This window comes from Arthrobacter sp. ok909, from assembly GCF_900104405.1.
GTDB lineage: Bacteria > Actinomycetota > Actinomycetes > Actinomycetales > Micrococcaceae > Arthrobacter > Arthrobacter humicola.
Genome location: NZ_FNJS01000048.1, coordinates 1 through 24,258 on the forward strand (window position 1 = coordinate 1; position 24,258 = coordinate 24,258).

Annotated in this window: 20 protein-coding genes and 4 pseudogenes; 13 read left to right on the forward strand and 11 right to left on the reverse strand. The window is 63.6% G+C overall.

Annotated elements, in window-relative coordinates; translation table 11 throughout:
* Positions 1-317, forward strand: a pseudogene (locus BLR03_RS22425) (IS982 family transposase); the annotation flags it as partial.
* Positions 318-476: 159 nt separating this feature from the next.
* Here BLR03_RS22425 and BLR03_RS22430 read toward each other — a convergent pair.
* Complete coding sequence (locus BLR03_RS22430; RefSeq protein WP_091256648.1) at positions 477-734, reverse strand: hypothetical protein; 258 nt, start codon at positions 732-734, stop codon at positions 477-479.
* 1,406 nt (positions 735-2,140) lie between these two features.
* Between BLR03_RS22430 and BLR03_RS22435 the strand changes: the two genes are divergently transcribed.
* Positions 2,141-5,413: an ATP-binding protein gene (locus tag BLR03_RS22435; RefSeq protein WP_091256650.1), complete on the forward strand. Its 3,273-nt coding sequence runs from the start codon at positions 2,141-2,143 to the stop codon at positions 5,411-5,413.
* A 75-nt stretch (positions 5,414-5,488) separates the two neighbouring features.
* Positions 5,489-6,895 carry an FAD-binding oxidoreductase gene (locus tag BLR03_RS22440; RefSeq protein WP_091256652.1) on the forward strand — a complete coding sequence of 469 codons (1,407 nt, stop codon included), beginning with the start codon at positions 5,489-5,491 and terminating at the stop codon, positions 6,893-6,895.
* 851 nt (positions 6,896-7,746) lie between these two features.
* Here the strand turns inward: BLR03_RS22440 and BLR03_RS22445 are convergent.
* The 3 genes and pseudogenes from BLR03_RS22445 to BLR03_RS22450 form a co-directional block, all read right to left on the reverse strand.
* A pseudogene (locus BLR03_RS22445) lies at positions 7,747-8,157 on the reverse strand (M24 family metallopeptidase); the annotation flags it as partial.
* Between the two features lie 12 nt (positions 8,158-8,169).
* A pseudogene (locus BLR03_RS25240) lies at positions 8,170-8,331 on the reverse strand (SOS response-associated peptidase); the annotation flags it as partial.
* Positions 8,332-8,349: 18 nt separating this feature from the next.
* Complete coding sequence (locus BLR03_RS22450; RefSeq protein WP_091256654.1) at positions 8,350-9,288, reverse strand: LysR family transcriptional regulator; 939 nt, start codon at positions 9,286-9,288, stop codon at positions 8,350-8,352.
* 237 nt (positions 9,289-9,525) lie between these two features.
* Here BLR03_RS22450 and BLR03_RS22455 point away from each other — a divergent pair, with 237 nt between their 5' ends.
* Together BLR03_RS22455 and BLR03_RS22460 are read left to right on the forward strand one after the other, a co-directional pair.
* A complete protein-coding gene (locus BLR03_RS22455; protein ID WP_091256655.1) occupies positions 9,526-10,644 on the forward strand; it encodes a PrpF domain-containing protein in 1,119 nt (372 codons plus the stop codon).
* A gap of 12 nt (positions 10,645-10,656) precedes the next feature.
* Positions 10,657-12,105, forward strand: coding sequence for an SLC13 family permease (locus BLR03_RS22460; protein WP_091256657.1), 1,449 nt, complete (start codon positions 10,657-10,659; stop codon positions 12,103-12,105).
* A 524-nt stretch (positions 12,106-12,629) separates the two neighbouring features.
* On the opposite strand, the gene BLR03_RS22465 is transcribed toward BLR03_RS22460, so the two are convergent.
* The 5 genes from BLR03_RS22465 to BLR03_RS22490 all read right to left on the reverse strand — a co-directional run bounded on the left by BLR03_RS22465 (position 12,630) and on the right by BLR03_RS22490 (position 17,776).
* Positions 12,630-13,145, reverse strand: a complete 516-nt coding sequence (locus tag BLR03_RS22465) for a CYTH domain-containing protein (protein ID WP_217639838.1) — start codon at positions 13,143-13,145, stop codon at positions 12,630-12,632.
* A gap of 728 nt (positions 13,146-13,873) precedes the next feature.
* The gene (locus BLR03_RS22470; protein WP_091256662.1) at positions 13,874-14,836 is read right to left on the reverse strand and encodes an undecaprenyl-diphosphate phosphatase; all 963 of its coding nucleotides are present in this window, start codon (positions 14,834-14,836) and stop codon (positions 13,874-13,876) included.
* 453 nt (positions 14,837-15,289) lie between these two features.
* The gene (locus BLR03_RS22475; RefSeq protein ID WP_091256664.1) at positions 15,290-15,952 is read right to left on the reverse strand and encodes a dihydrofolate reductase family protein; all 663 of its coding nucleotides are present in this window, start codon (positions 15,950-15,952) and stop codon (positions 15,290-15,292) included.
* Positions 15,953-16,484: 532 nt separating this feature from the next.
* On the reverse strand, positions 16,485-16,703 hold the full coding sequence (locus tag BLR03_RS22485) for a YciI family protein (protein WP_368086998.1): 219 nt from the start codon (positions 16,701-16,703) through the stop codon (positions 16,485-16,487).
* A 293-nt stretch (positions 16,704-16,996) separates the two neighbouring features.
* Positions 16,997-17,776: an alpha/beta fold hydrolase gene (locus BLR03_RS22490; RefSeq protein ID WP_091256667.1), complete on the reverse strand. Its 780-nt coding sequence runs from the start codon at positions 17,774-17,776 to the stop codon at positions 16,997-16,999.
* Between the two features lie 465 nt (positions 17,777-18,241).
* Between BLR03_RS22490 and BLR03_RS24210 the strand changes: the two genes are divergently transcribed.
* Positions 18,242-18,388: a lmo0937 family membrane protein gene (locus BLR03_RS24210; RefSeq protein WP_139184649.1), complete on the forward strand. Its 147-nt coding sequence runs from the start codon at positions 18,242-18,244 to the stop codon at positions 18,386-18,388.
* A 218-nt stretch (positions 18,389-18,606) separates the two neighbouring features.
* Positions 18,607-19,866, forward strand: a complete 1,260-nt coding sequence (locus BLR03_RS22495) for a phosphatidylserine decarboxylase family protein (RefSeq protein WP_091256669.1) — start codon at positions 18,607-18,609, stop codon at positions 19,864-19,866.
* A gap of 230 nt (positions 19,867-20,096) precedes the next feature.
* Here BLR03_RS22495 and BLR03_RS22500 read toward each other — a convergent pair whose 3' ends face one another.
* A complete protein-coding gene (locus tag BLR03_RS22500) occupies positions 20,097-20,477 on the reverse strand; it encodes a VOC family protein (RefSeq protein ID WP_091256670.1) in 381 nt (126 codons plus the stop codon).
* Between the two features lie 302 nt (positions 20,478-20,779).
* On the opposite strand from BLR03_RS22500, the gene BLR03_RS22505 reads away from it, so the two are divergent.
* The 4 genes from BLR03_RS22505 to BLR03_RS22520 all read left to right on the forward strand — a co-directional run bounded on the left by BLR03_RS22505 (position 20,780) and on the right by BLR03_RS22520 (position 22,516).
* Complete coding sequence (locus BLR03_RS22505; RefSeq protein WP_091256672.1) at positions 20,780-21,139, forward strand: hypothetical protein; 360 nt, start codon at positions 20,780-20,782, stop codon at positions 21,137-21,139.
* Between the two features lie 70 nt (positions 21,140-21,209).
* The gene (locus BLR03_RS22510; RefSeq protein ID WP_091256674.1) at positions 21,210-21,542 is read left to right on the forward strand and encodes a TfoX/Sxy family protein; all 333 of its coding nucleotides are present in this window, start codon (positions 21,210-21,212) and stop codon (positions 21,540-21,542) included.
* Between the two features lie 124 nt (positions 21,543-21,666).
* Positions 21,667-21,954, forward strand: a complete 288-nt coding sequence (locus BLR03_RS22515) for a YciI family protein (protein ID WP_217639839.1) — start codon at positions 21,667-21,669, stop codon at positions 21,952-21,954.
* Positions 21,955-22,120: 166 nt separating this feature from the next.
* Positions 22,121-22,516, forward strand: a complete 396-nt coding sequence (locus BLR03_RS22520; RefSeq protein ID WP_091256675.1) for a hypothetical protein — start codon at positions 22,121-22,123, stop codon at positions 22,514-22,516.
* A 62-nt stretch (positions 22,517-22,578) separates the two neighbouring features.
* Here BLR03_RS22520 and BLR03_RS22525 read toward each other — a convergent pair whose 3' ends face one another.
* Positions 22,579-23,016, reverse strand: a complete 438-nt coding sequence (locus tag BLR03_RS22525) for an IS110 family transposase (RefSeq protein ID WP_175460670.1) — start codon at positions 23,014-23,016, stop codon at positions 22,579-22,581.
* Between the two features lie 561 nt (positions 23,017-23,577).
* Here BLR03_RS22525 and BLR03_RS22530 point away from each other — a divergent pair.
* Together BLR03_RS22530 and BLR03_RS24215 are read left to right on the forward strand one after the other, a co-directional pair.
* The gene (locus tag BLR03_RS22530; RefSeq protein ID WP_091256678.1) at positions 23,578-24,093 is read left to right on the forward strand and encodes a hypothetical protein; all 516 of its coding nucleotides are present in this window, start codon (positions 23,578-23,580) and stop codon (positions 24,091-24,093) included.
* Positions 24,094-24,138: 45 nt separating this feature from the next.
* Positions 24,139-24,258 (forward strand): annotated as a pseudogene (locus tag BLR03_RS24215) (histidine phosphatase family protein); the annotation flags it as partial.

The following is a 24,258-nucleotide window of genomic DNA, read 5'->3' on the forward strand; positions in this document are numbered from 1 at the left end:
TCATTCTGGGCGACAAAGGCTTCGCCGGCCGGGAGTTCGAACAATTCATCACAGAAAATCTCGGCGCCACCCTGATCCGGCCCGACCGCAAAGACGAGAAGCACCGCTTCGGGAACTTCGGCGGCATCCGGCAATGGATCGAATCCGTCTTCGACACCCTCAAAGGTCAACTCACCCTTGAACAGCACGGCGGACGGACCCTCGCCGGGGTCTATGCCAGAGTCGCGGCCAGACTCTTCGCACTCGCCGCCGGTATCTGGCACAACTGGCACATCGACGCGCCCCGCAAACGCTCACTCATCGCCTACGACCACTAAACGAATACGGACTCACTCATCTAGAGGCCAACAACAAGTCGGGCACACATGTGCGCGCCGGCTTAGTCATCGTCAACTCCACCGCGGCAATCTGCCTGCCGTCCCAGCCGTCCCCGTCGGGCTCGAAAGCAACAGGCCGGCAGCTTCCCCGGGGGCTCGTCAGGGCTGGGTGGCGTCAAAGAACCGAAAGTCCGAAGGAGTACCTGCGGCCGTCGCTTCGCGGGCCTTCGCCTGGATGAAACCCCTGTCCTCCTCGGTCAACACCGTCTCGCCATGCGCGTCGGCGTCGGCGTCTTCCCCGGTTGCTTCGTTGAAAATGGTTGTCAGGGTGCGTGGCAGGATTACGCATCCCGGGTTGTCCATCAGCCACTGCTGGGTGGTCGGATCGAGGCGGTTCCACTGTTCCTGGATGTGCATCGTAGTCACTCTTGCCTTTCAGGCATCGGTTCGATGAAAGATCCTCTCAGGCGTGTGCTGAAAGGGAAATGCGTGCGACGCCATCAGACTGTCCGGCCATGACCGTCGAGAACTCGCCCCCGGACCTCAGCTCAAGCTGAAGGATGCCCAAGGCGGAAACACCAGAGGCACTTGGAGGCGTCCGCATGTTGCTTGCGAACTAGTTACCGCGACGGATGCGGAACCCCGTCGTCCTCCCCTCCACACCAAACTCTATGTGTTCCGGGGACGAAAAGACCTCCCGCCAACATAACGAACTGCCTGCAGATCCAAGTGGCACTCCATGCCAAATTGGAAGGTCGCGCCTTCCCTCCAGGGCTGCCCTTCGACCGTGCGTGAGTTCCCGCGGCCCCGCGTGGCGGCAACGGCGGCGGTGCCGTCCGGGGGCTCGCTGCCCGCACCGCGCTTGTGCACACCCGTCAGGCACGTGTTCTCCCTGAAGCAAGCCACACCGAAAATCTTGGCGATGCCACAACCTGGACGAGAGGGCATGAGGCCCGTTGTCTCTTCCATGAGGTCCCAGCCAGCTCGAGAACGTCACCCCCCCGTCGGCGACCATCCCGCAGACGGCCTTGGCGTTGCAGGAGCTGTCATTGCGTGGGGTGCCGCGGGATGCGCTCGACGTGTTGAAGCTGCCAGAAGTGCGAACGGCCCTTGTCGAGCCTGCCCACCCCGCGCCGCTCAGCGCCACACTGAAATCGCCGCGCGGCACCGTGACGATCGATGCCTGGCAGGCCAAAGACTCAACCTGTTGTGGCTGCTGCATTTGAAACGTCGGTAGAAGCTTTGCTGGCCTAACCGCTCCTCAGGAGCCGGTTCTCAGGAAGCTCGTGGCGCCGGGGCGTTCATGGAATGTCACCACCTGGCCGTGTCGTCATGCAAGACGGCCTTGGAGCCTGCCACGGTGATGGAGCCGGCTGATTGGGGTTGTCCCAACCTGCGGGGGGATTGCCGTGACCGTCGTCCAGCGGCTGGTCGTCAACAAAGAATGCTTGCTGCACCTGTGTCTCGCAGATGCCGCAGTGCGTAGAGAGGGACCGGGATGCTCGAGGCGGCGGTGGTTGCCGAGTGGTCGTTTGTCGGCGCTGCCGGCGGGGCGCATCCGCTCAGCACCGCCAAGGCGGCTGCCGCGGCGGTGCTGCTTCGAACTGTCATGCACTCAACTGTAGTGAGACAACCTTTCCCCCGTTGTCTCACTACAGTCGACCCAAACTGCTGAATCAAGCCGGACTGGGGCGATTGGCTGCTGTGGTTCTGGTGGTTTGCTTTTCTAGTGATGGGCCGCTCACAGAGTCCGCCAAGGCAGCGAGCGTGTGGGAAATTTCGTTGTTCGACAACGCCGGTTGGCGAGCGGATACTGAAGAACCATGAAGCCTACCCAAAGCGGGTTGCGCATCCAGCTTCTCGGCTCGTTCATCGTGTACGTCAACGGGAACGCCGTCGAGAACAGCCACTGGCGGCTGCAGAAGGCAAAGTCCGTGGTGGCGATGCTGGCGTTGGCGCGTGGTCAGCGTGGCCGTCGCGAGCAGGTACTGGACCGCCTGTGGCCTGACATGGAGCCGGTGGCCGCCGCACGGAATCTGCATCAGACCCTGTACGTCGCTCGCCGTACGCTCGCGAGCGCTGGAGCCGGCAGCGACGGGCTGCTCGCCATCCGCGGTGAAGTGGTCGTGCTGGATGACACTCGTCCGGTCGATGTGGATGTCCTGCGGTTCGAGCGTTCCGCCGTGGCAGCGTTGGCTGCAGGTGACGAGGCAAGCCTTCGCGATGCGGCCGACTTGTACAGTGGTGATCTACTGCCGGAACTGCCGGATGCGGATTGGCTGACGGCACGCCGCGATGAGCTCCGGGAAGTCCATCGCGAGGTGCTGGTGAAACTGGCGTCCACGGTAGCGCAGCGCGCGCCGGAGGAAGCGTTGGTCATCCTCAACCATGCACTCGAATCCGATCCCCTCCATGAGGGAGCCGTGCGCGCGCAGATGGTGGTGCTGGCTGGGATGGGCCGCCGGTCGGAAGCATTGGCACGATATGAGCGGCTGGTCGAGGAACTCCTCGACGCGTTCGGGACCGACCCGGACACCCTGACGACGGGATTGTTTCGCGAGTTGTTGACCGGCTCGCCGCCCGAGGAACGCCTCCACCAGCCCGCCGGCGTGACCAGCAGAGACGATGCCATCGGTTACCTGCCATCCCCGTTGACAAGCTTCATCGGGCGCGAGCGTGAGCTCGTTGACGTCGAGCGGCTGATGCGCCATGCTCGCCTGCTCACCCTCACCGGGGCTGGCGGCAGCGGCAAGACCAGACTGGCCTTGAAGGCCGCGAGGACAGTTCGTCCTGAGTACGTGGACGGAGTCTGGTTCGTCGACCTCGCGGCCGTTGGGGAGTCGCTGCTGGTGGCTGATGCTGTAGCAGAGGTCCTCGGGTTGGATTCCGGCGCGGCACCAAGCGGCGTGCAAGCGCTGGTCGACCAACTGCGGCGACGCTCGCTGCTCCTCGTGCTGGATAACTGCGAACACTTGCTCGCGGCCTGTGCGCAACTCGTCGTCGCGTTACTTGACCGATCCCCTGGGGTTAAAGTGCTGGCCACCAGCCGGGAGCCACTCCATGTCGACGGGGAGTACACCTACCGGGTGCCGTCATTGCCACTGCCCCCGCCCCTGCCCCTGCCGGCCGACGCTCTCGACCTGGCCGTGCTGGGCCGTCTGCCCTCTGTCCGGCTTTTCGTTGAGCGGGCAGCGCAGGTCAGGCCAGGTTTCGCGCTCGACGCCGACAACGCGCAGGGGGTGACAGAGTTGTGCCGACGGCTCGACGGGATGCCGCTGGCCCTGGAATTGGCTGCAGCCAGGACGGCCGTACTCGAACCCGCCGAGATCGTCCAGGGATTGGGCGGTGCTTTGTCCATGCTCGGCGGAGGAACCAGCGGCGTCACGCGGCACCAGACGCTGCGTGGCACCTTGGAATGGAGCCACGAACTGCTCACCAAACCGGAGCAGGTTCTGCTGCGCCGGCTGTCTGTGTTCGCGGGCGGGTTCACCCTCGACGCTGTGGTAGCAGTCTGCGCTGACGCGCCCCTCCAGCAGACCGAAATGCTCGACCTGCTGGCCAAGCTGGTAGACAAGTCTTTAGTGATCACCGAAAGGACGGGCGCCGGGACCCGATACCGCCAATTGGAGACGGTCCGCCAGTTTGGCCACGAGAATCTCGACCATGCAGGTGAGGCGGCTCAACTGTCGGCTGCGCACTGCGCCTACTTCCTTGCCGTCGCCGAATCCCACAATCCCGAAGGGGCCACCGGGGTGGTCATCGAACAACCGAAGGTGCTCGACCGCGAGCACGACAACCTGCGCGCTGCGTTGCGTTGGTCGTGCGCCCGCGAGCCCGAGACCGCGCTCCGGCTCGCCGCCAGCCTGTGGCGGTTCTGGTTCCTCCGCGGTCACGCGGTCGAGGGAGCACGTTGGGTCGAACGTGCCCTGGCGGTGGCTCCCGACTCGACCCGGCCCCGCGCGGCTGCTCTGATCGGCCTGACCGGACTGGACAGCCGGCAGGGCCGCGGCGATCGGCATCGGGCTCTCGGCGCGGAGGCCTTGGCAATTATGCGGGAGATCGGCAACCCCGACGAGGTGACGATGGCCCGCCTCATTGAGACCTCGCTCGCCTGGAGCACTTTCGACTTGGACGAGGCCGAACAGCTGGCAGCCGACGTGCACACCGAGGCAGTCGAGGGTGGCAGACCCGAACATTGCGCTGCCAGCAGTTGGCTCCTCGGCCAGTGCGCGTTGTCCCGGGAGGACGGACCACTCGCCGCCCGTCACCTAGACACCTGCCTGAGCGAACTCGCACAGGCTGAGACAAGCACTCCGCCCTTCCTGCCGGTGATCACGCCCAGCCTGCAACTGGTCCCGATCGCCGGACGGTTGGTCCCCTGCGTCGAGGAGACCCTGCTGTTGGGCCGGCGGGTTGGCGTCATCCAAGCCAAAGGCTACGTGCTGTCCGCGATCGGCTACGCGGCCAGGCTTTCGAACGACACGCAGTCTGCGATATCCGCCATCACGGATGCGACCGAACATTTCGCCGAGTTGGGAGATGACCTGGCTAGGGCGCAAACGCTTCACCAACTTGGCTGCATTCTGCGTGACTGTGGCGACCACAGCGCGGCCGATGAGGCCCTGTCCATGGCGCGGGAGCTTCGGCTCGGCCTGGGCGACCGACGCGGCGAGCTGCTGACCGAGATTAACATCGCCCTGCTCCGCGCCATGGGTGGTGATATCGACCGCGGCCTGACAGACGCTCGGCGTTGCCTTTCAGGGTTCGAGTCCGCGGGAGATCAGGTGGGGATGGGCGCGACGCTGACCATTCTCGGTGCCGCCGAACTGATCTCCGGGGAGGTCCGGGCAGCGCGGGAAATGTACAGGCAGGCAGCAGAAAAGGTCGCCCCGTGGCGGCGACACACTGGCTGGCAACGGTTGATGGTGGCAGAGCTATCCAACGAGCTCGGCGACCCACATCGGGCGGCCCGCGAAATTGACAGGTCTGGGGCAATTTTCGACCGAACGAGATGCCTCATCGCCGGTCAGCGGCTGGCCGCACTGCGTAGGCGGGACTCGGATGATGATGTTGAGACGGCGTTGAGTGCTCGTTGAGGACGGTTCACTAGCGTTTTTCCTGGATCTGACAAATGGATCTGACAAACAAGCAGGAATCAGGAGGAACGCATCGTGACAACGACGCAGACTAAGCCGACCCGCATCGGGGAGGCCACGATCGCCGAGTTCGCCGCCGACCTGCGCGGCAAGGTCGTCCGACCAGGGGACGCGGACTACGACCACGAACGCAGCATCTGGAACGGGGCCCACGACCGGCGCCCGACGCTCATCGCACGCTGTGCGGGTGTGGCAGACGTGATCCGCACGGTCGATCTCGCGCGCAGCGAGGGGTTGCCGTTGTCGGTTCGCGGCGGTGGCCATTCGATCCCCGGGTTTTCCACCGTCGACGACGGTATCGTGCTGGACCTTTCGCTGATGAAGGGGGTCCAGGTGGACCCTGCCCGCCGCCGCGTGGCGGCACAGGCAGGGTGTACCTGGAAGGACGTGGATGCAGAGACCCAGCAATTCGGGCTAGCGGTGACCGGTGGCCTGGTGTCCTCGACCGGCATCGCCGGCTTCACCACCGGCGGCGGCATCGGCTGGCTCGTGCGCAAGCACGGGCTGGCCAGCGACAACATGATCGGCGCCGACGTCGTCACCGCTGACGGGCAGTTTATTCACGCCAGCGCCGACGAGCACCCCGATTTGTTCTGGGGACTGCGCGGCGGCGGCGGCAATTTCGGGGTGGTGACGTCCTTCGACTATCAATTGCACGAAGTGGGGCCCATCGTCCTTTCCGGCCTGGTTTTCTACCCCGCAGAAGAAGCGGAGCAGGTGTTGCGCGGCTATCGGGCGGCCTGCGCGGCGGCCCCCGATGAGCTGACCACGCTGGTCAACATGACCACGGCACCGCCGGTCCCGTTCCTGCCAGAATCGGTGCACGGCAAGCCAGTCATCGCTGTGGGGGGGTGCTGGTCCGGCGATCTCGATGCCGGCGAGGCCGCCACGGCGCCCTTCCGGTCATTGGGCACGGTCATCGCCGATGTGTTCGCGGCCAACCCGTACGCGGGGTGGCAGCAGGCGCTCGATCCGCTGTACCCGCGGGGCGTGCACAACTATTTCCGCTCGGCATTTCTGCGCGCCGCCGACGACGCGTCCGTGCGAGTGCTGCTGGACTCGTTTGCCGCATTTCCCAACGCCATGACGGAGATTCACCTGCACCACCTTGGCGGCGCGGTCGGCCGGGTTCCCGCCGACGCAACGGCCTTCGCACTCCGCGATCAGGAATTCATCGTCAACGTTATTGCGCGCACGCCGACGGCGGAAGGCTTCGCGGACGTCGTCGAATGGGCCCGTGGCGTGACGTCCGCGCTCGGTCCGAATGTGGCCGCCTACGTGAATTTCACAGGTGAAGCGAATATGACGCTCGTCCGGGCGTCGTACCCGGCGGATACCTACCGGCGGCTCGTGGAACTGAAGAACGAATACGACCCCACCAATCTATTCCGGTTGAACCAGAACATCGCCCCCACGGTGTGACAGCACTGCCTGCGTGAGAAATGGATGATCGACCGAGGATCGGGAAGCAACCTGACAGCCCGCGCCAGAGGCACCTCGTTTCCCCGGCAACTGACCGGTAACGCCGCCGTTGCGGTGGTCTTGTTTTCGCTCAATTTCTCAATCATCAAAAGGTGCCAATTCCACCAACATTGACACTGCGGATGGGCCCGCGGCACCCAGCAAACCCCTAACCTGAAATTGCGTGAGTTGAGGCAGGAAGATCCCGGGTTTCCGGGGATCTTCCTGCTCTGACGAAGACAAATGCGACATTCACCCTGATGCTGATACATCCGACCGCTGGTTCATGCAGACGGATCGGGTGTGCATGGGTGGTGTTCACCCCACCATTTATCGTCGCGAGTCACATTGCCGGCCCGCCACGGCTTGATACAGCAGGGGATGTCACGCTGCGGCACGGTATCACCCATATAGTCACCGAGCATCTGTTTTGTCTTGCCAACCAGTGATACCGCGGCGATGCTGGTTGTGTTACGGGATCAGAGCAGGCCGGCAGGCTGCAGGCGAAACAGAGAGCGCATACACCGTGACCACAACACTGAATGAAACGACCCTCGACGTCCCCGAGGATGTCCGGTTCACCGCGACCGGCATTCCGCTGGCAGTGAGTTACAACGGGCGCGTCTGGGCCGTGGCCGCTAAGCCGGAATACCTACTTGCCCGCATCGACCAAACCGCGCCTGCCGGCGGCATCGGCGGTCGCATGGGTTCTCTGCCTAGCGCTCAGCCTGGCCAATACGAGATCGCTCCTGAGGACTCTCAGAAGCGATCTCGTTCCGGGGCCACGTCAGATCGTGGACCACGTCGGCTAACTAGTGGACGATTCTCATCTCGCGCGAGGTCTGATTGTGTCGCCGTCCGCCGTCGGGAACGACCGTCACAATGTCCTCGATCCGTACGCCGAACCTGCCCGGCAGGTAGATTCCGGGTTCGATCGAGAAGCACATGCCGGGGTGGAGGATCTGGGTTTCGCCCTCGACCATGTACGGCGGCTCGTGAGTCGTCAGTCCGATTCCGTGCCCGGCGCGATGAATGAAGTAGTCGCCGTAGCCGGCTTCAGTTATCACCGCCCGGGACACGCGATCGATCTCCTGGCACTCGACGCCTGGCCGCACGGCCTCGAACCCGGCCTGCTGGGCGTGTCTGACGACGTCGTGAACCTCGCGCTCCTCGGCGGTGGGTTCGCCGACGTGCACGGTCCGCGTCGTGTCTGATCCGTAGCCGTGTTCTCGGTCGTGGACATGACCCAGCGAATCGCGAGCCGATTTGGTGAGGGCTGTGCAGCTGAGGAGCCACCGACCGGGATCATCTTCGGGCAGGGCAGGGTCCACCCAGAACTCGCAGAGGCCCGCGAAGGCGAGCAGGTCCTCCGTCTCGAAGCAACGGTAGTTCGGGATCTTCTTCCCGTCCTCGGCTTAGAGGTAGTCCCCGATATGTTCGCGGGCGATTTCCAAAAGGGTGGATTGGAAAGCGACCTCTGCCGGGGCGTAGACCTTGTCCTGGCGCTGGGCCAGCAATACCCGCCGCATGGGCGCGGCAGCACCAAGACTGACCACCCTTACGTCGGGGTGTTGGAGGGCCACTGCAGTCTTGGGCACCATAGCCACGCCCATGCCGACGCTGACCATGGCCTGGGCCTCCTGGTAGTCGTTGGCCAGAAAGCCAATGGTCGGCTCGAACCCGGCGTCGTGGGCGGATCGTTGCAGGACCTCGACCACCGGGTGGGCCTCCGCGCGAACTATCCACGACTCCTTACGAAGATCCTCCATCCTCACCTCATCCCGGTCGGCGAGCGGGTGCCCGCGGGCTACCAGGATTACAGTGCTCTCGTGGAAGACCTCTGTTACCCGGATGGAATCATCTTGGAACCGATTCCAGGGATAGTCCCAGAGCAGGCACAGTCCAGTGACTCCAGACTCGAGGTCCGACACAAGTTCGTCAAAGCGCGCGCTGCGTACCGACAGCCCAATTGCCGGGTATCGCTTCTTGAAGGCGCGGATAACAAGAGGCAAAAATGATCCGGCGAGGGTGGGGAACGTGCCTAATGTCAAAGAGCCGCGTCTGAGGCCGGCGATCTGGTCGAGATCGGACTGGGCTGCCCGCATCTGTCCAATGATCTTGCGGGCGTGCCCGGCTAACACTTGGCCCGCCTCTGTGGGCGCAACCCCGCGTGAGCGGCGGTTCAGCAGGGGTTGCCCGACCTCTTGTTCAAGCTTCCGCAGCTGCTGGGAGACGGCCGAGGGCGTATACATCATCAGCTCCGCCGCAGCGGTGATCGACCCCTGCTCGACGACCTCCACCAGGAGGGCCAACCGACGGATATCGAATAAATCTTGACACTCATCGTTAAGCAATGGTTAACCCTTCTGTTTGTTTAGTTTATTCTATGCAATCGCGCGCTGGTTGGGGGCGGATGTTGTGGTATTTATCCAGACAGTCTCGGAAATGGAGGGTGTTTGGCCCTGAGAGGGCAATGAATTAAGTATCTCTACATCCCCCCTTATAGATTGAACATTGTCTTCATTTGTGATCTGGCTCATTCTTTTATCAGGCCCCGGACGTATGCGGCACTAGGAGATGTAGGGATCACGATGAAGATAGAAGCTGAATGGATGCGCGGAGGCACCAGCAAGTGCTGGGTCTTTGAAACCGAGCACCTGGACGAAACCCGTACCAGCCTGGATGAGCTGCTTCCCCGGCTGTTCGGTAGTCCGGACCAAAGGCAGATTGATGGGGTCGGGGGAGCAACTTCGACAACCAGCAAGGCTATGATCCTTCGCCGGCCCGCCGACGACGATGTTGACGTAGAGTTCACCTTCGCCCAGGTCGGTATCGAAGAGGCATCAGTGGACTGGGGCAGCAACTGCGGAAACTGCTCTGCGGTAGTCGGCCTTTATGCCATCGAAAAGGGTTGGGTGGTCCCCAGCGGGGATAACACCCGCATCGTCACCCGTAACACCAACACCGGCCAGATCATCGTCCAGCGGGTCGCCACTCCCGCAGGCGCTCTGCCCATCGTTCCGGATGCTCAGATGCCCGGGGTTGCGTTTCCCGGCTACCGGGTCGGTCTCGGCTTCCAGGATCCGGCCGGCAAGACCACTGGAGAATTGTTGCCCACCGGTGAAGCGACTGACTCGATACTTGCCGGCGGAACACGTTGGACTGTTTCACTGGTCGACGCCGGAGCGCCGGTAGTCATCGTCCGCGCCGAGGAGCTGGGTCTGGACACAGCCCGGTACGACAGTTGGGTCGCTGGTGTGGAATTGCAGCTGGAAACTTTGGAGCACATCCGCCGACAGGCGGCCGTCCGGATGGGGCTGGCACCAACAATCGCCGAAGCTGCCCGCGCCATCCCCAAGCTCGCGATTGTCGCCTCCCCCACCCAGTTGGACCCGGACTGCGACGTCAACGTCATGATGCTCTCGATGGGCAAGCCCCACCCTGCCCTGGCCATTACGGGCAGCATCGCCCTGACACTCGCCGCGCGGACCCCGGGTACCGTACTCAACAGCATCACAGGCGACTCGCCGCCGCCCACGCTGAGGCTACGCACTCCCGCGGGAGTGATCGAAACCTGGAGCGAGGAGCGCGACGGGACGCTGCTGGTCGGCGTCGACCGAACGGCCCGCACCATCGCCACCACCATCATCCATCTTCCGGAAGCTCTCGGCAGCGCCGTCGAAGCCTCACTAGCATCAGCCACTCAATGAGGAGCCAAGATCATGACAAAGACTATTAACCAACCCGCTCCCCAAGCAGAGAGCGAAATCCGGGAAGACCGTCCCAAGGGTCCCAACCGTCGGCGCCGTATCCTTCTGATATCGGTAGCCGCGACCGCGATCCTGGGTCTGGTCGCCCTCGTGTTCGGGGGTGCCATTTTCGGCCCGGCGGCCGCCTCGGAATCGGAGCCGCCCATGACCGCTACACAGATCATCCCGCTCGTGATCCTTGTCGTGATGTTTGTCGTCGCCACGAAATGGCCACTGAACATCGGGGTAATGGGCTTGGTCGCGTCGTTCGGCGTCGGCTACTTCATGCTCGGAATGACCGACAAGCAGATCCTCGAGGAATTCCCAGCCAGCATCGTTATCACCATCATCGGAGTCACCTACTTCTTCAGCATGGCCCAACGGAACGGGACCATCGACATCATCGTCCAGACCTGCGTGCGCCTCGTCAGAGGCAAGACGCTGCTGCTCCCCTGGGTCTTCTTCCTCTTGGCTGCCGCACTGACATCCCTGGGCACCTTCTCCCCCGCCGCCGTCGCCCTGCTGGCACCCGCTGCCATTGGCTTCGCCTACGAATCGCGCATCCATCCCGTACTCATGGGTGCGTTCGTCATCAACGGAGCCCATGCCGGAGGCTTCTCCCCGCTGTCCGTCGCCGGTGTACTGGTACACGACATTGCACTGAAGAACGGCTTCCCCATCTCCCAGGCCGCACTCTTTGCCGCCAGCTTCGCTCTGAACCTCATCCTCACTGCGCTGTCGCTCGTGCTGTTCGTCCTCTTGGGCAGGCTGCGGGACGGTGAGGGTGCCCGGCATGTCGACCTTGACGCGCCCCGCACAAGCCGTCCCCATGGCCAGCAAATCCTCACTCTCCTGCTGATCCTTGCGATGCTTGTCTGCACGCTGGGCTTCCAGATGCCGATCGGCTTTGTCGCCCTCTCCGCCGGCCTCCTCCTGGCTCTAATCAACATCAAGGAACACCGCACGTTCATCGGCGGCATCTCCTGGTCCACGGTCCTGCTAGTGGCCGGCATGATCACCTACGTTTCCCTGCTCCAGCACGTGGGCGTCATCGACACCCTCGCCAAGCAAGCCCTCGCACTGGGTGCACCACTGCTGGTCGCTTTGGTTCTCTCCTACGTGATCGGCGTCGGCTCAGCCTTCGCATCCTCGACAGCCTTGCTCACGGCCTTCATCCCCCTTGCCGGTCCGCTGCTCGCCACAAGTTCGCTGAGCGCCTCCGGAACCGTTGCGGCACTCGCCATCGCCGCCACCGTCGTGGATGTCTCCCCCTTCTCCACCGACGGTGCCCTCATTGTCGCCAACGCCCATGAGAACGACCGCCAACGCGTCTACAAGCAGCTGATGATCTACGCCGGCGGTGTCGTACTCGTGGCTCCCGCGCTGGCCTGGGCCCTGCTGGTACCCACCGGCATCATGTAACCGAAGCCCACGCCTCGGGCAACGGCCGGTCAGCACCAACTGACGAGCCGTTGCCCGTCCCGGCGAACCCACCAAAGGGTCCACGGCCACCGCACATCCACGACGGACAAGCGCCGAGGACGCACAACATGCTGCCGAACTCAACGTCCGGCACGCGTGCTGCCATTCCCGCACTCCATCGCAACAGGTAGCCCGAAAGACGGGCGCGAGAACTGCGCAGCATGCAAAAGGAGGCAGGGTGACCACGATGTCACCCTGTCTCCCCCTAATAAGTTCCACGGACGATCCACCAATCCGACACGCCTGGCTCAAGGACAACCGCAATGAACTCCAGCCCTCTCAAGCAGCACACCGGGTTCCTCGCCACTGAACCCGTTCCCAACTGGTCCAAGCTCTCCCGAGCCGACGAAGTGGAGATCCACGGTCACGGACGGGCCGTAACCTCAGGCCTTATCGACATGCTTGCCCTGGACGGCAGCGTCCTCTGGCTTGAGCAAAACGATGGAAAGGGCCGGGCGCTATTTCTACATAGCGACGGAGTGCGCGTTTACCGACGACAGAGAATTGGCAAAAGTTAGGAGTCGAGGACTCGACTGCGACCGGGCCCTTAATGAGGTAGCCCCCGTTGATCTCTTGGCACTCAATGTGGGGTTCTGGGCAATGGATTGCGGGTGAAGCTGGTGCGCGGGACGGCTGCGGTGCGTCTTGAACTGTGCGACTGGTACCAGTTTCTGGCTCCGGGTGTGGACCAGCACCAATCCCTGCAGCCGTGGGGGCACAGTATCCGGGTCCTGGTTCAGGGGCTCCATGATTTCGCGCCGTTCGCCCATCGCCACCGGTAGTTTCAGATGCCATCCAGGGTCCTGACCGCCGGTGCGCCGGCGCAAGGAGATCCGGCGGCCCGCAAGCGCCAACGTCGCCGTGTCGAAGTACACGGCATCAAGTTTCTGCTCCACGGCCGTGCCGACGCTGTCCACTCCAGCGATCGATGTGAAGGCCGGCCGCACATCAGATTCGCCAACGTCGAATTTGCGCTCCACTTCCAACTTCTCAGTCCCGGGCATGCTTCATAGTAGGCCGGATGGATTCCTCCAGCGCGTGCCCAAAGCCCCTCGCCGCCGACCGCTCAGTAACAGGCCGGCGCGGCGCTTCCCGATGCGGGTTCTCGGACGCAAACGCCGGCCCGGACAGTCGGTGCATGGCCTCCGGGCCGGCGCCGACAGGCTGTACGGGCGCGCGAAGCCCCGGTCCGTCCTGTCAACGGCCGGGGATTCGCTCGCCGATGGAGCCCCCAATGCAGCCTCCCCGGTTCGGCGGACTAACCCTGCGGAATATGGTTCGGGTCCGGGGCGGACAAATGGTTGCCGCGGGACACTTTCCAAGTTTCCCGGTACGCGACAGGTTCTTGGGGTTGCCACGAAAAGCTCCGTTCACGTCGGCACAATAAGCGCCGCAGGCCGGGGAACATCAGGACCTTCTGTCCCGCCCCAACATAGACCGGCCGAACCGTGGCAGGCTCAAGGACCATCTGGCCTGCGACTCTCACCCGGCTGGCCGCCGCCAGCCCAAGGCATCCGTCTGGAAAATGTCGCCCTCTGGCCCAGACCTGCCAGAACATCCCACGACGATGGGTCCGTACGAATCCATGCGCTCGACGGGCTCTTCTCAATAACGAAGGATTTTGAGAATCCTTTGGAATTGAGCCTGTCAGCGGTCCCGGCGTTTCGATCGGCCCTACTTCACGGCGTGACGGCGTTGGCTGGTCGTGTCAGCCCATCAGCAGGAGTGCGGTGAAGTAGACGCCTCCGCCAATAACGCTGTAGACGGCGAACGGGGTCAGGCTTTTGGTTTCGAAGAACCGGAGGAGGAATTTCGTTGAGAACCACGCTGCCGCTGCGGCACACACGGCCCCGACCAGGAACGCCCCGCGTTCATCTGCCATGGAGGGGTTGAACACCTCCGGAAGTTTCAAGATTGCCGCGGCACCGATGATGGGGGTTGCGAGCAGGAAGCTGAACCGCGCGGCGTGCTCATGGGACAGCCCGGAGAGCAGCCCGCCTACCATTGAGGATCCGGATCTGGAGATCCCCGGCAGCAGGGCCGCTGCCTGGGCGGAGCCAATGCCGAACGCCTGTTTCCAGGACAGTCCGGCCAGACGGGAGTCAGCCAAGTCAGCGTTCTCGACGGAGGCGGTCACAAGGGAGTCCGGTGTGGCCAAGTCCAGCGCAGAAGGGCCCAGCCCGGAACCGTGCGTTGCGGCGGCCGGGGCGGATACAGGCGCGGGCGTTGCCCTGCGTCGGCGCAGTGCCTCGGCGGCGAAAAGCACCAGACCGTTCATCACCAGGAAACCGGCGGCAAGCAGCGGGGACGCGAACAGGCCCCTAATGGGCTTTTCCAGAACCAGTCCCAGTATCCCGGCAGGAATCGTTCCGGCGATGAGCAGCCAGCCAAGCTTCGCGTACGTGTCACCTGCGGTGATCCTCCGGTCGCGGACGGACCGGCCGAGACCTTTGAAGATCTCAATCCAGTCCTTGAGGAAGAACACGAACAGGACGATCGCCGTCGCCAGATGGGTGACGACAAGGAATGTCAAAAAGGACGGATTGTTCTGATCCAGACCCCAACCGAACAACGCCGGCAAAATGACGCTGTGGCCCAGGCTGGAAATGGGAAAGAGTTCGGTGACGCCCTGAATGAGGCCCAGGATCGCGGCCTGAAGAATGGTGATCATGCGCGGAGAATATCAGGCCCACATGACCGGTACATGACCGGGGACCTGGGCCAATTCCGCGTCGGGACGCTGCCACAAGCACGCCGGCCGCCTCAGGGCCGGAACCGCGGCAGGAATCACCGGCGCCCTTCGAACTCGCACTGCCCGGGCCGGGCACACAGTGCCGGAATGTCATGATCGGGTCACTAGCACCCTCACATTCAGCGCTGCCCCTCCACCGCAGCAGTTTTTGCGTAACCATCATGTGGCCACCCACCGACCCGTCGGACGACTCCTGTTCAACGTGCTGGCAATGATGATTCCGATACGTAGATCGCGGATACGGATCATGCGAAAGGAACCGCCGGAGTTTCGATTAGGCGTGAGGGCGGTCTCACGAACGGTCGTTCGTGAAGGCTGGGGTCCCCACCATCGCTGGCATGCACAGTGGAATGCCCTCGCAACTCCTGGCAGCTAGACGACTCGGTCGCGTCGGGCGAAGGTCAGGTGGATGACACCGCTGGGTGAGGGTGCCGCCTCAATGTGGAAGCGATGCTCGAGTCCTTCGAGGCCGTCCCAGAGACTTTCGCCGCGGCCGAGAAGTATCGGGACAAGAACGATGTGCATCAGGTCGATCTGGTCGGCCTCGAGGAACTGGCGGATCGTGGTGACGCCGCCGCCGATTCGCACGTCGAGGTCGCCGGCGAGGGCGCGGGCCTGTTCGAGTGCCTCGGCGGGTTCGGCGTCCACAAAGTGGAAGCTGGTGCCGCCGTTCATGGTCAGTGGCGGGCGTGGGTGGTGGGTGAGGACGATCACCGGTGTGTGAAAGGGCGGGTTGTCACCCCACCAGCCCTGCCACTCCTCGTCGGTCCAAGGGCCGCGCTGAGGCCCGAACTTGTTGCGGCCCATGATCTCCACGCCGATGCCGGAGGCCCATCGGCTTGCAAAGGTTTCGTCGATTCCGTTTGAGCCCTCGCCCTCGCCGGGGAGGCCCATCTGCCTAAAAGTGTGTGTCGGAAGAGCCCACTCGACCAGGCGCATCCCGGCGTGCCCGAAAGGTGCGTCCAGCTCCTGCCCCTCACCAGTGCCGAACCCGTCGAGCGAGACGGAGAAGTTGTGAACGCGAACGAGTGACATCGGGCTCCTTGGTCGTGGTCGGGCATCGGAGGCGACGCGCGAAACGGTCAGCCTCAACCGCTTGCAGTCTGCAATCGCTGCGCCGACCGTAGCGCAGGCTGCTGGTAGCCTGCAAGCAGTTCAGGGGTGCATGGTGCCGGACCCGCGGCCGGGCTGCCCGAACAAAGCCCCCGTAGATGTGTTCCGTGACCCTTGGATCCTTCTGGTGCTGCGTGAAGCATTGGTCACAACCTTCGCCGCCCGGCCCGCAGTGCCCCACGAACTCACCGGCAGCGGAGCCGTACGCAGCCGCGGCGGCTCCTGCCGCCGGCACCCCAACCCCGGCGAACCCGCCGGGGCCTGAAGCCGGCGGGCCACTTCGTCCAGGCCCGCGATGGTCTCGGCCAGGCCCCAGTCGCCCGTCACACGGATGAGGGTTGCGTTGATTCGCGCGGTCTCAGCCGCGGAGGCGGCCTCGATGGCCCTCCGCACGTCCGTCAGTTCCGGTGCCACGCCATTCCCCCATCATCAGCGGCGGCTATCAGGCGAAAGTCTAGAGCCCGAGCGGCCACACGGGCCTGATCTCGATTTTGCCGAACGGGGCCATGGGGTGCGTGGACGCCACTTCTATTGCCTCGTCGAGATCGGCACAAGCGATGACGTCATAGCCGGCGATCCATTCCTTGTCTCCGCAAACGGCCCATCGGAGACCACGACCTCGCCCCTCGCGCCGTGACGGGCGACGCCCCGCGCTTCCATCTCTGCCCCCCATTCGACGATATTGTCCTCGGCGGCCACATATGCCGGCGCTGCGGAATCGCTGCAGATGAACAACATGTACTCCACGATGACTCCTTCTTTGCGGTTGTTGCACCACTACGACGACCGGGATAACACCAAAAGGACAGCACGTGGGAAATTCTTTTTCGGGGCCCTGCTCAAAGCATCCAGCGCCCGGGCTCAGCAGTTGATCGAGGCGGCGCGGATGTTCCGGACAAAACAGCTTCCCCTCCGGGATGCCACCGGCAAAGGAGATCACCTCGCTACGAGCGATGATGTCCAGGACTACGCCGGGCCGCTGTTGAAGAAGTCGATCAGAACCGGGGCGACAGCATCGTGGGCGACCGCGTGGTCTTGGCCTTCCAGCTTTTCTTTTTTCATTCCAGGGACGGCTGCGGCAACGGCATTGATAGCATTCCCGGCCCAGGACGGGCTCGCACCACCGTAGATTCCGAGCGTGGGGGCCTGAATGTTCGACAGCCTTTCCGGGACGCGTCCGTCGCTTGTCAGGGTGAGGTCATACGGCAGGGTGTTGGCAACGCTGAGGAGCGCGGGCCACCACGGCATTGTTTTGCTTCCTTCGTCGAAGTCAGAGCCTGTGTGGCGGATGAACAGTTCGACGGCGCCTTCCCGGTCTCCCTCGTTCAGCGCTGCCTGGACGCGGTCCCTGAAGTTCTCCCAGGGTTCTTCGGGGGCATGCCCGGTCAGATACGGTGGTTCATAGGCCGCGAGTTTGGAGATGGCCGCTCCGGCAGCGGCCGCTTCAAGAGCCAGGATGGCTCCCGAGGAGTGGCCGTAGGCGTAGGCCGAACCGCCTGCCGCGGCGATCAGCGCTTTCAAATCCTCTACTTCACGGCCGGGGCTGTAGGGAAGCGTGTCGGAGCTCTCGCCCCTCCCGCGACGGTCGTACGCGTAGACGGTGAAGTGCGGGGCCAGCCAAGGCACCAGCATGTCGGCCGAACGCCGGCTGTTTAACGCACCGCCGATGACGATCAGGGCTGGCCCTTCACCTGTACGTTCGAAGGCGATTTCCGTGCCGTCGGCCGAGCTCTGGAATTCAATCATTTGCAGGTCCTGTTCTTCAATGCCGGATACCCGGCCGGTCCGGGGGGAATGCTGAAATTCATGCCGTCCGAGAAAGGAGAACTTACCCTAACATCCCCTCCCTGTACGCAGCTGACTTCAAACCCGGGGCGCCGCTCCCCCTGAGTTCCGCCGCCAAATCGAGTGGTGGCTATCGATTATAGTTATGCCGTTTCCAGGGACCCGCTCTGGACATAGGGTGAAGCGCACCACGGGATACCCCCGTGGGCCTTCGGCCGGAATCAGTCACTTGGATCTATATCGTGGCCGGGGAATCGCTGCGGCATCAGGGTTGATGAGAGCGGGAGGTACGACGATGATTCTTGCCGATACCGCCCCTCGGCGCGTCTCTGATCCCCATGCCATTTCTGCCGCGCGTCAAAGTACGCAAAGCAGCCTGGGCGCAGAACCAGCAATTCCATCCGCAGGCAAATAAGGGAGACTCTCATGTTGCTTTGGATAGCCATCATTATCGCTGTTCTCTGGCTTCTCGGATTGCTCGGCGGCATCGGCGGAGGCTTCATTCACCTACTTTTGGTTATCGCCGTGATCGTTCTGATCTTCCACTTCATCCGTGGCAGGTCCCGCGCGTAAATACGCAAACACGTTCCGCCAACGCCGGGGCGCGAGCTGCCGCCGAATTCTCCGACAGTGGGCAGGTGCTGCGCTACGGCGACCACTGATCGGGAACCCGATGGGGGCCTGGCCAAGGAAGAGCTGTACGGCCTGTACACCAGCTGGTGCCTGACATACCAGAGCCGGCCCGCGCGGAAGTCGCTGGTGCCGGTCAGGACGGGAGTAGGCTCGGCATTATGACCATTGACTCTTCATCCGACCGTGTCCGACGACCTGGTGGCTGGCTGCCCGAGCAGCAGGACGAACTCGAGGACTGGCTCGCCGGTCACCGGGAACGGGTCGAGGCACGGGGTGAAGATGTCCCTCTGCATCCCGTGCTCGTGGAGTTCCAGGAACTGATTGCCAGCGATCCAGTCGTCCGTCTCTACATGACGGAGATGATCGAGCAGGTTCCGAAGTCGAAGCCCTACCGCAAACGGCACCTCACGAGCGTTGACCAGATGCTCCGGCTGATCAACGAGGTCCTGACGATGGCCCCGGAATTCAGCGAAGGCGGCATGGTCACCACGCCGTTGACGGCGATCCTCGATTGGACCATGGGAACCGAAGCCGGGTTCGCGGCCCACCGCGATCCGCGAATTGTCGCCATGTTCCGCAAGATTCTGGACGCCTGGTGCGTGTTCTTGACCAGCGCGGACTCGCTGTATGTGTTGAACACCTCGCCGTCCGGGTGGATGTCGGAGAAGGCGCGGCAGGTCGTCGGGATGGACGACTACCAACACGATGCCCTCGCCGAGCACTGGGGCTTCACATCGTGGAACGATTTCTTCTCCCGCCGACTCACCTCGACTTCCAGACCCGTCGCCGCACCCGACGACGACAAGGTCATTGTCAGCGCCTGCGAGTCGACCCCCTACAAGATCAGCTCCGACGTTCAACGCCAGAGCCGGTTCTGGGTCAAGAACCAGCCCTACTCACTCGAGGACCTGCTCGCCCAAGACGAGTCGGTGGATCACTTTGTCGGCGGAACGGTGTACCAGGCGTTCCTGAGCGCGTTGAACTACCACCGCTGGCACGCCCCCGTCGCCGGAACGATCGTGCGGGCCTACCTCAAGGACGGCACGTACTTCTCCGAGGCGGACTCCGAGGGGGCAGACGCCGTCGAACCGACCCTCTCGCAGTCATATCTGGCCCATGTCGCTGCCCGGGCGATCATCCTGATCCAGGCCGACGACCCCGTCATCGGTCTCATGGCGGTGATCCCCGTGGGCATGATTGAGGTCTCGTCCTGCGTCATCAATCCGGAGATCGTCCCGGGACACCATGTGAATAAGGGCGACGAGCTCGGGTACTTCCAGTTCGGTGGGTCGACGGAGTGCCTCATCTTCCGGCCCGGTGTTATCGACCAGTTCGCCCTGGCCGCTATCCCCCAACCGCAGGACCCGAAAGCGCCCCTCGTGCGGGTTCGGTCGAAGCTCGCGACCGCCAAGTCCTGAAGACGACGGCGCAGGTTCCTGATCAGTCGTTCACACGGGCCGGATGACGTCACTGCGGCAACCCCTCAAAAGGCCCTGTACCGAGAGGCCTTCAGGCCGCGGTGCTGGCGCAGGCGGCCGCCGGCTCTCCTGCGTTGATCCCAACGTCGAACGCGGCACCTACGCACCAAGTGGCGACATAGTTCCCGACTTGCGAAATGTGCCCGTTCGCGGTCCTGGCGCAGCCCGGGTTAGCTGGCCAAGAACAAGCAGAAGGGGTGTCCGGCCGGGTCCAGATGCACCCGCACATCGACCTGTGGCTGGTAGCCGGCCAGCACCGCGCCCGCCGCCTTCGCGTGGGCGGTGGCCGCGTCCAGGTCCTGGACGGCGATGTCCAGGTGCATCATCGGTTGCTGGGCCCCGGGCGGTGCAGGCCAGACCGGACGAACGTAGGCGCTGTTGCTCTGGAAGGACAGACCCGCTCCCCCGCCCGGAGAGACTAACGTCACCCACTCCTGCCCGTCCTGATCAACGGCCCAACCCAGCAGCCGCCGGTAGAAGGCCGCGAGCTCCCGTGCATCGGGGGCATCCAGGACGATTCCGGACAACTTTAACTGCGGCATTTCGGTCATGGAGTCCCCCGCTGGGTTGCCTTCAACGATTCGTGCCAGTATGCCACCGGCCCGGCACGCGGGAAACCTGCTGGTCTCGAACTCATCTGCCCGGACATTGGCCGAGGACCGCGGCTCGGCCGGTGCGAGACTCGACGGGTCTGCGCTCCTGCGCGTACCGTCATCCCAAGGCCGCACAGTTAGGGGGAAACAGCGATGGTCAGACCCGAAAGACCGCCGCGGGGCAAGAAAGCCAGCGCCCCGTCGTGGTGGACGCCATGGCCGGTCGTTGCCTTGGTCGTGGTCACGGTCGCCAACTATGTGTGGCAGGTCCCTATTACCTGCACTTCTACGGCCGCTTCGGCACCAGCCCCGGTGGCCTGACGGTCCCGCTGCTGTTGACCTTAGTCTGGTTTCTCGTGGCCACCGTTCTTCTCGTGACCCGACGCCGTGGCGGGGTTCCGGTCATGGCGTCGTTCCTGGTCGTCGAGGCGCTCTTCTACCTCGTGCACAACGTCTCCGGCGCCGCGGGACGTGACCTTCCCGCCGGCGACATCGTGCTCCTCGTCGCCTCTCTCCTGGGCGACCTCAATGCCCTGGCCGCGGTCCTCGTCCTAGGGTGGCTGTTCGTCACCCGCCGACGGACCCGGCCAGGCGATCGCCGCACCATCAACAGCCGCTGACGGCGGCCCGCGGCCAAACCGGCCCAGCCCCGGGGTTGTCCTCTTCTCCTCCGGGAGGCCGGATGTTTCCATGCTGCCCGAGGAGCGCTTCAACGCGCTGGTCGAGGAATTCGCCGCCAGCCCGGGCGTCAGCATCCCGGGTGAACCCGGACGGCGCGGGTTCGGTTCGTCCGCGCTGAAGGTCAACGGCTCGATTTTCGCCATGATTTCAGGCGGCAAGCTGGTATTGAAACTGCCACATGCCCGGGTCGCCGCACTGATCGGGACCGGCGCCGGCACACCATTTGATGCCGGAAAGGGCCGCCCGATGAAGGAATGGCTCACCGTCACCGCCGACGACAAGGAGTCCTGGCTGGCGCTGGCCCGTGAGGCCTTGGACTTCGTGGGATCCGCTCACCGCTGACCTGCTGCCGCCAACGACATCGGCGCCCGGAAACGCCTCGGCAAGCTTCCGCCGGGCCCTCCCAGCCGAATCCTTGGATGACCGCTCCCGCAGCGGAACTCCTGGAGGAGCTAGTGTCGGCACCATGGAATTCGTGGTCTTTTACGCAACCAAAGATCCGTCGCGCCTGCGCGAGGTCTACCCGCGCCATCACGCCTACGTAGAACAATTCGCCAAGGACGGCGGCCTGCTGGCCATCGGGACCTTCGACGATCCCGTGGCCAACGGCTCCATGGCAGTTTTCGAAAGCAGGCACAGGGCGGAGGAGTTCCTTGCGCAGGACCCCTTCGTCACCGAGTCCGTGGTCAGCCGAGCGACATCCGCGAATGGAACGTGCAGGCTTTCCGGTGAGCGCCCCCTAGGCCGGGACTAGCCACGCCCACCGGATTGCCGCATTCACCGCCGCCCTAGGGGCATGGCAAGCGCCGGCCCGGGCGGCGTGTGTGCTCTCCCTTCGAGGCCACGGCCAAGAAACTGTTGGATAGATCACTTTGGTGCCGCGGGGTCCGCTACCCTCATCGGAGGACTAAGGGGAAATCATGGTGGAAATCGCACTGAACTGCGCAAACGCAACGTTGAAGGTGGATGCGGAGGGCACCTTCCATCTGCGGTGGGTGCCGGGCTCTGCGGTGTCGGCCGCCGACGCTGACGCCGTCGTCGCAGCCGTCCAGGGCGTGACCGGAGCCAGGCTGCAGCCGATGCTCGTCGAGGTCGTGGACGTGTGCATGAGTCCCGGCGCAAGAATGACGCTGTTGGGGATGCGCTTTGTGTCCGCTGTGGCACTGGGCGGGGCCACCGTGGTCGACCGGGTGATGGCTGCTGCCCTGCTGCGGAAGCAGGACTGTCCGCACGGATACTTCACGTCCATGGGAGACGCCAGGGAATGGCTGAGCCGGCTGCCGGTTCCGCAGGGGTTGGAAGAATCCGCCGTCTAACGGGGGGCGGCGAATCGGGGAGCCTTTTCCGGCGCGGGTCCTTTAAGGGCGGAAGGGTCGGCTCACCCCTGACGGACACAGAAGAGTCCCCAACCGTCCAGGGATGATCCCGGATAGCTGGGGGCTTTCGTTGGTTCCTCAGGGAAGGTGCGGGTGGAACTGGCCCACCCCCAATAAATAGTTACCTCGGGCCACTTCCTAATCGCAACGCTCTCGAGCACCTGCCAGCCCGCAGGCCACACGGACGGCGCCAGCAGGGGCCGGTGGTAATGCCCGGCGGCCTCGATGCCGACTTTCACCGGGGCATCCGCCCCGGCCAGCCTGCTGCTGATCAGGGCGAGAACCCCGTCCACGCCCCGGCCCGTCATCTCGAAGTCCACCGGACCCAACAGCCGGTGCCGGCCGGCGTCGGTGACCGACAAAGCGACCGTCTTCTTGCCGACATCGACAGCAACAACCACGGGCGAATCAGTGACCACCGCGGCCTGAACAGCAGACATCACAAACACCTCCAAACGTATCGGGAGGGCCCAGGACGAGCCCCACGCCCCCAAGGGAATCTGATACATCCCGTCCTGACATCTCCGGAGGTGTTTGGGAAGGACTAACTCAAGTCATATCAGCGATTCCTGCCGAAGATGCGTGCGATGGCATCGTCGATGCGCTGATCCTCGGCGACGTTGGTGCCCCGCTCGTAGAGGCTAGGGAGACCTGCCCCTGCGAGGGGGCTTCGGGCGGCCGACGCGAGGGGGCCTGCTGATCCTTGGAGTTTACGGTCGGTGGAGACCCCCGGCCGTACTGCTGGGGGTGGCTTCCTTATCTTGCCGATCAAGGCTCTTCTTATCGCGTTCATACCCGTTCCGGCCTGGACAGTCCTCACCGTTGTTTGCGTTACCGCAGCATTCTTCATAGCTTGGCAAGTCAATCAAAATCAGGCCAAAGGCAGTTAAGGTGCGGAATCTCCTATCTGGCCCTTCAAGAAGGTCCCTGCGAAAGTCCGTCTCTCCGTGACGCCGCTCCCGTAGGATCGGCACGGCAAGGTCCACCTACGAAAGGAAAACATGATCTACCCAGGCCGCAGCAGTGACCAGTACGCGGTTCCGGCCAGGGATTTGAACGAATCCTTCATTGGGGCCCACTTCGGCCTCACCAAGGGTGGCGAGGTAATCTACGGAAAGATCGGTGCGATCCGGATCTTCGAGACGCACGTTCTGTTGACACTGGCCGGCGTCACCGCCGATGACCTTCACCTGGATGCGAACCAGGAAGTCATCTTCTCCCACGGACAGCACCAGAACCAGTTAACGCGACGCGCGCCCATGACTGAATCCGTCGATGCTGAGGTCGCGCGCAAACTCAGCACAATTCCAGTTCGTGTGTCTCGCCAAATGACCGCCATCGAGTATCAGTTTCGCGTGAGCGAGATCCTCAGACTTTCTGACATCGAGGCAGTGGCCGACGAAACGGGCGGCATGTACTACGGGGGCGAGGGCGTTGAGCTGGAAGATCAGCCTTTCCTCGCGGCCATTCGCGTACTCATTGGGAGGCGATTCGGCATCCCGGATGCACTCATATAAACGAGCCAGGCCGGAGGCCCGCATAGGGGTCCTTCGGGGTGGCGGAGTCACGGTGACATCATCAGGTCAGTCCTCGCCGACGCGCTCGGCATGCACCTTGACCTGTTCCAGCGTATTAACGTGGGCCCCGCCTCCGTATCGATCGTGCGCTACGGCGCTAGTCGG

Coding starts and splice junctions, on each gene's coding strand:
- BLR03_RS22430 (WP_091256648.1), bottom strand. CDS start 734: ATGCACATCCAGGAACAGTGGAACCGCCTCGATCCGACCACCCAGCAG.
- BLR03_RS22435 (WP_091256650.1), top strand. CDS start 2,141: ATGAAGCCTACCCAAAGCGGGTTGCGCATCCAGCTTCTCGGCTCGTTC.
- BLR03_RS22455 (WP_091256655.1), top strand. CDS start 9,526: ATGAAGATAGAAGCTGAATGGATGCGCGGAGGCACCAGCAAGTGCTGG.
- BLR03_RS22460 (WP_091256657.1), top strand. CDS start 10,657: ATGACAAAGACTATTAACCAACCCGCTCCCCAAGCAGAGAGCGAAATC.
- BLR03_RS22470 (WP_091256662.1), bottom strand. CDS start 14,836: ATGATCACCATTCTTCAGGCCGCGATCCTGGGCCTCATTCAGGGCGTC.
- BLR03_RS22475 (WP_091256664.1), bottom strand. CDS start 15,952: ATGTCACTCGTTCGCGTTCACAACTTCTCCGTCTCGCTCGACGGGTTC.
- BLR03_RS22485 (WP_368086998.1), bottom strand. CDS start 16,703: ATGGGGGGCAGAGATGGAAGCGCGGGGCGTCGCCCGTCACGGCGCGAG.
- BLR03_RS22490 (WP_091256667.1), bottom strand. CDS start 17,776: ATGATTGAATTCCAGAGCTCGGCCGACGGCACGGAAATCGCCTTCGAA.
- BLR03_RS24210 (WP_139184649.1), top strand. CDS start 18,242: ATGTTGCTTTGGATAGCCATCATTATCGCTGTTCTCTGGCTTCTCGGA.
- BLR03_RS22495 (WP_091256669.1), top strand. CDS start 18,607: ATGACCATTGACTCTTCATCCGACCGTGTCCGACGACCTGGTGGCTGG.
- BLR03_RS22500 (WP_091256670.1), bottom strand. CDS start 20,477: ATGACCGAAATGCCGCAGTTAAAGTTGTCCGGAATCGTCCTGGATGCC.
- BLR03_RS22510 (WP_091256674.1), top strand. CDS start 21,210: ATGCTGCCCGAGGAGCGCTTCAACGCGCTGGTCGAGGAATTCGCCGCC.
- BLR03_RS22515 (WP_217639839.1), top strand. CDS start 21,667: ATGGAATTCGTGGTCTTTTACGCAACCAAAGATCCGTCGCGCCTGCGC.
- BLR03_RS22520 (WP_091256675.1), top strand. CDS start 22,121: ATGGTGGAAATCGCACTGAACTGCGCAAACGCAACGTTGAAGGTGGAT.
- BLR03_RS22525 (WP_175460670.1), bottom strand. CDS start 23,016: ATGTCTGCTGTTCAGGCCGCGGTGGTCACTGATTCGCCCGTGGTTGTT.
- BLR03_RS22530 (WP_091256678.1), top strand. CDS start 23,578: ATGATCTACCCAGGCCGCAGCAGTGACCAGTACGCGGTTCCGGCCAGG.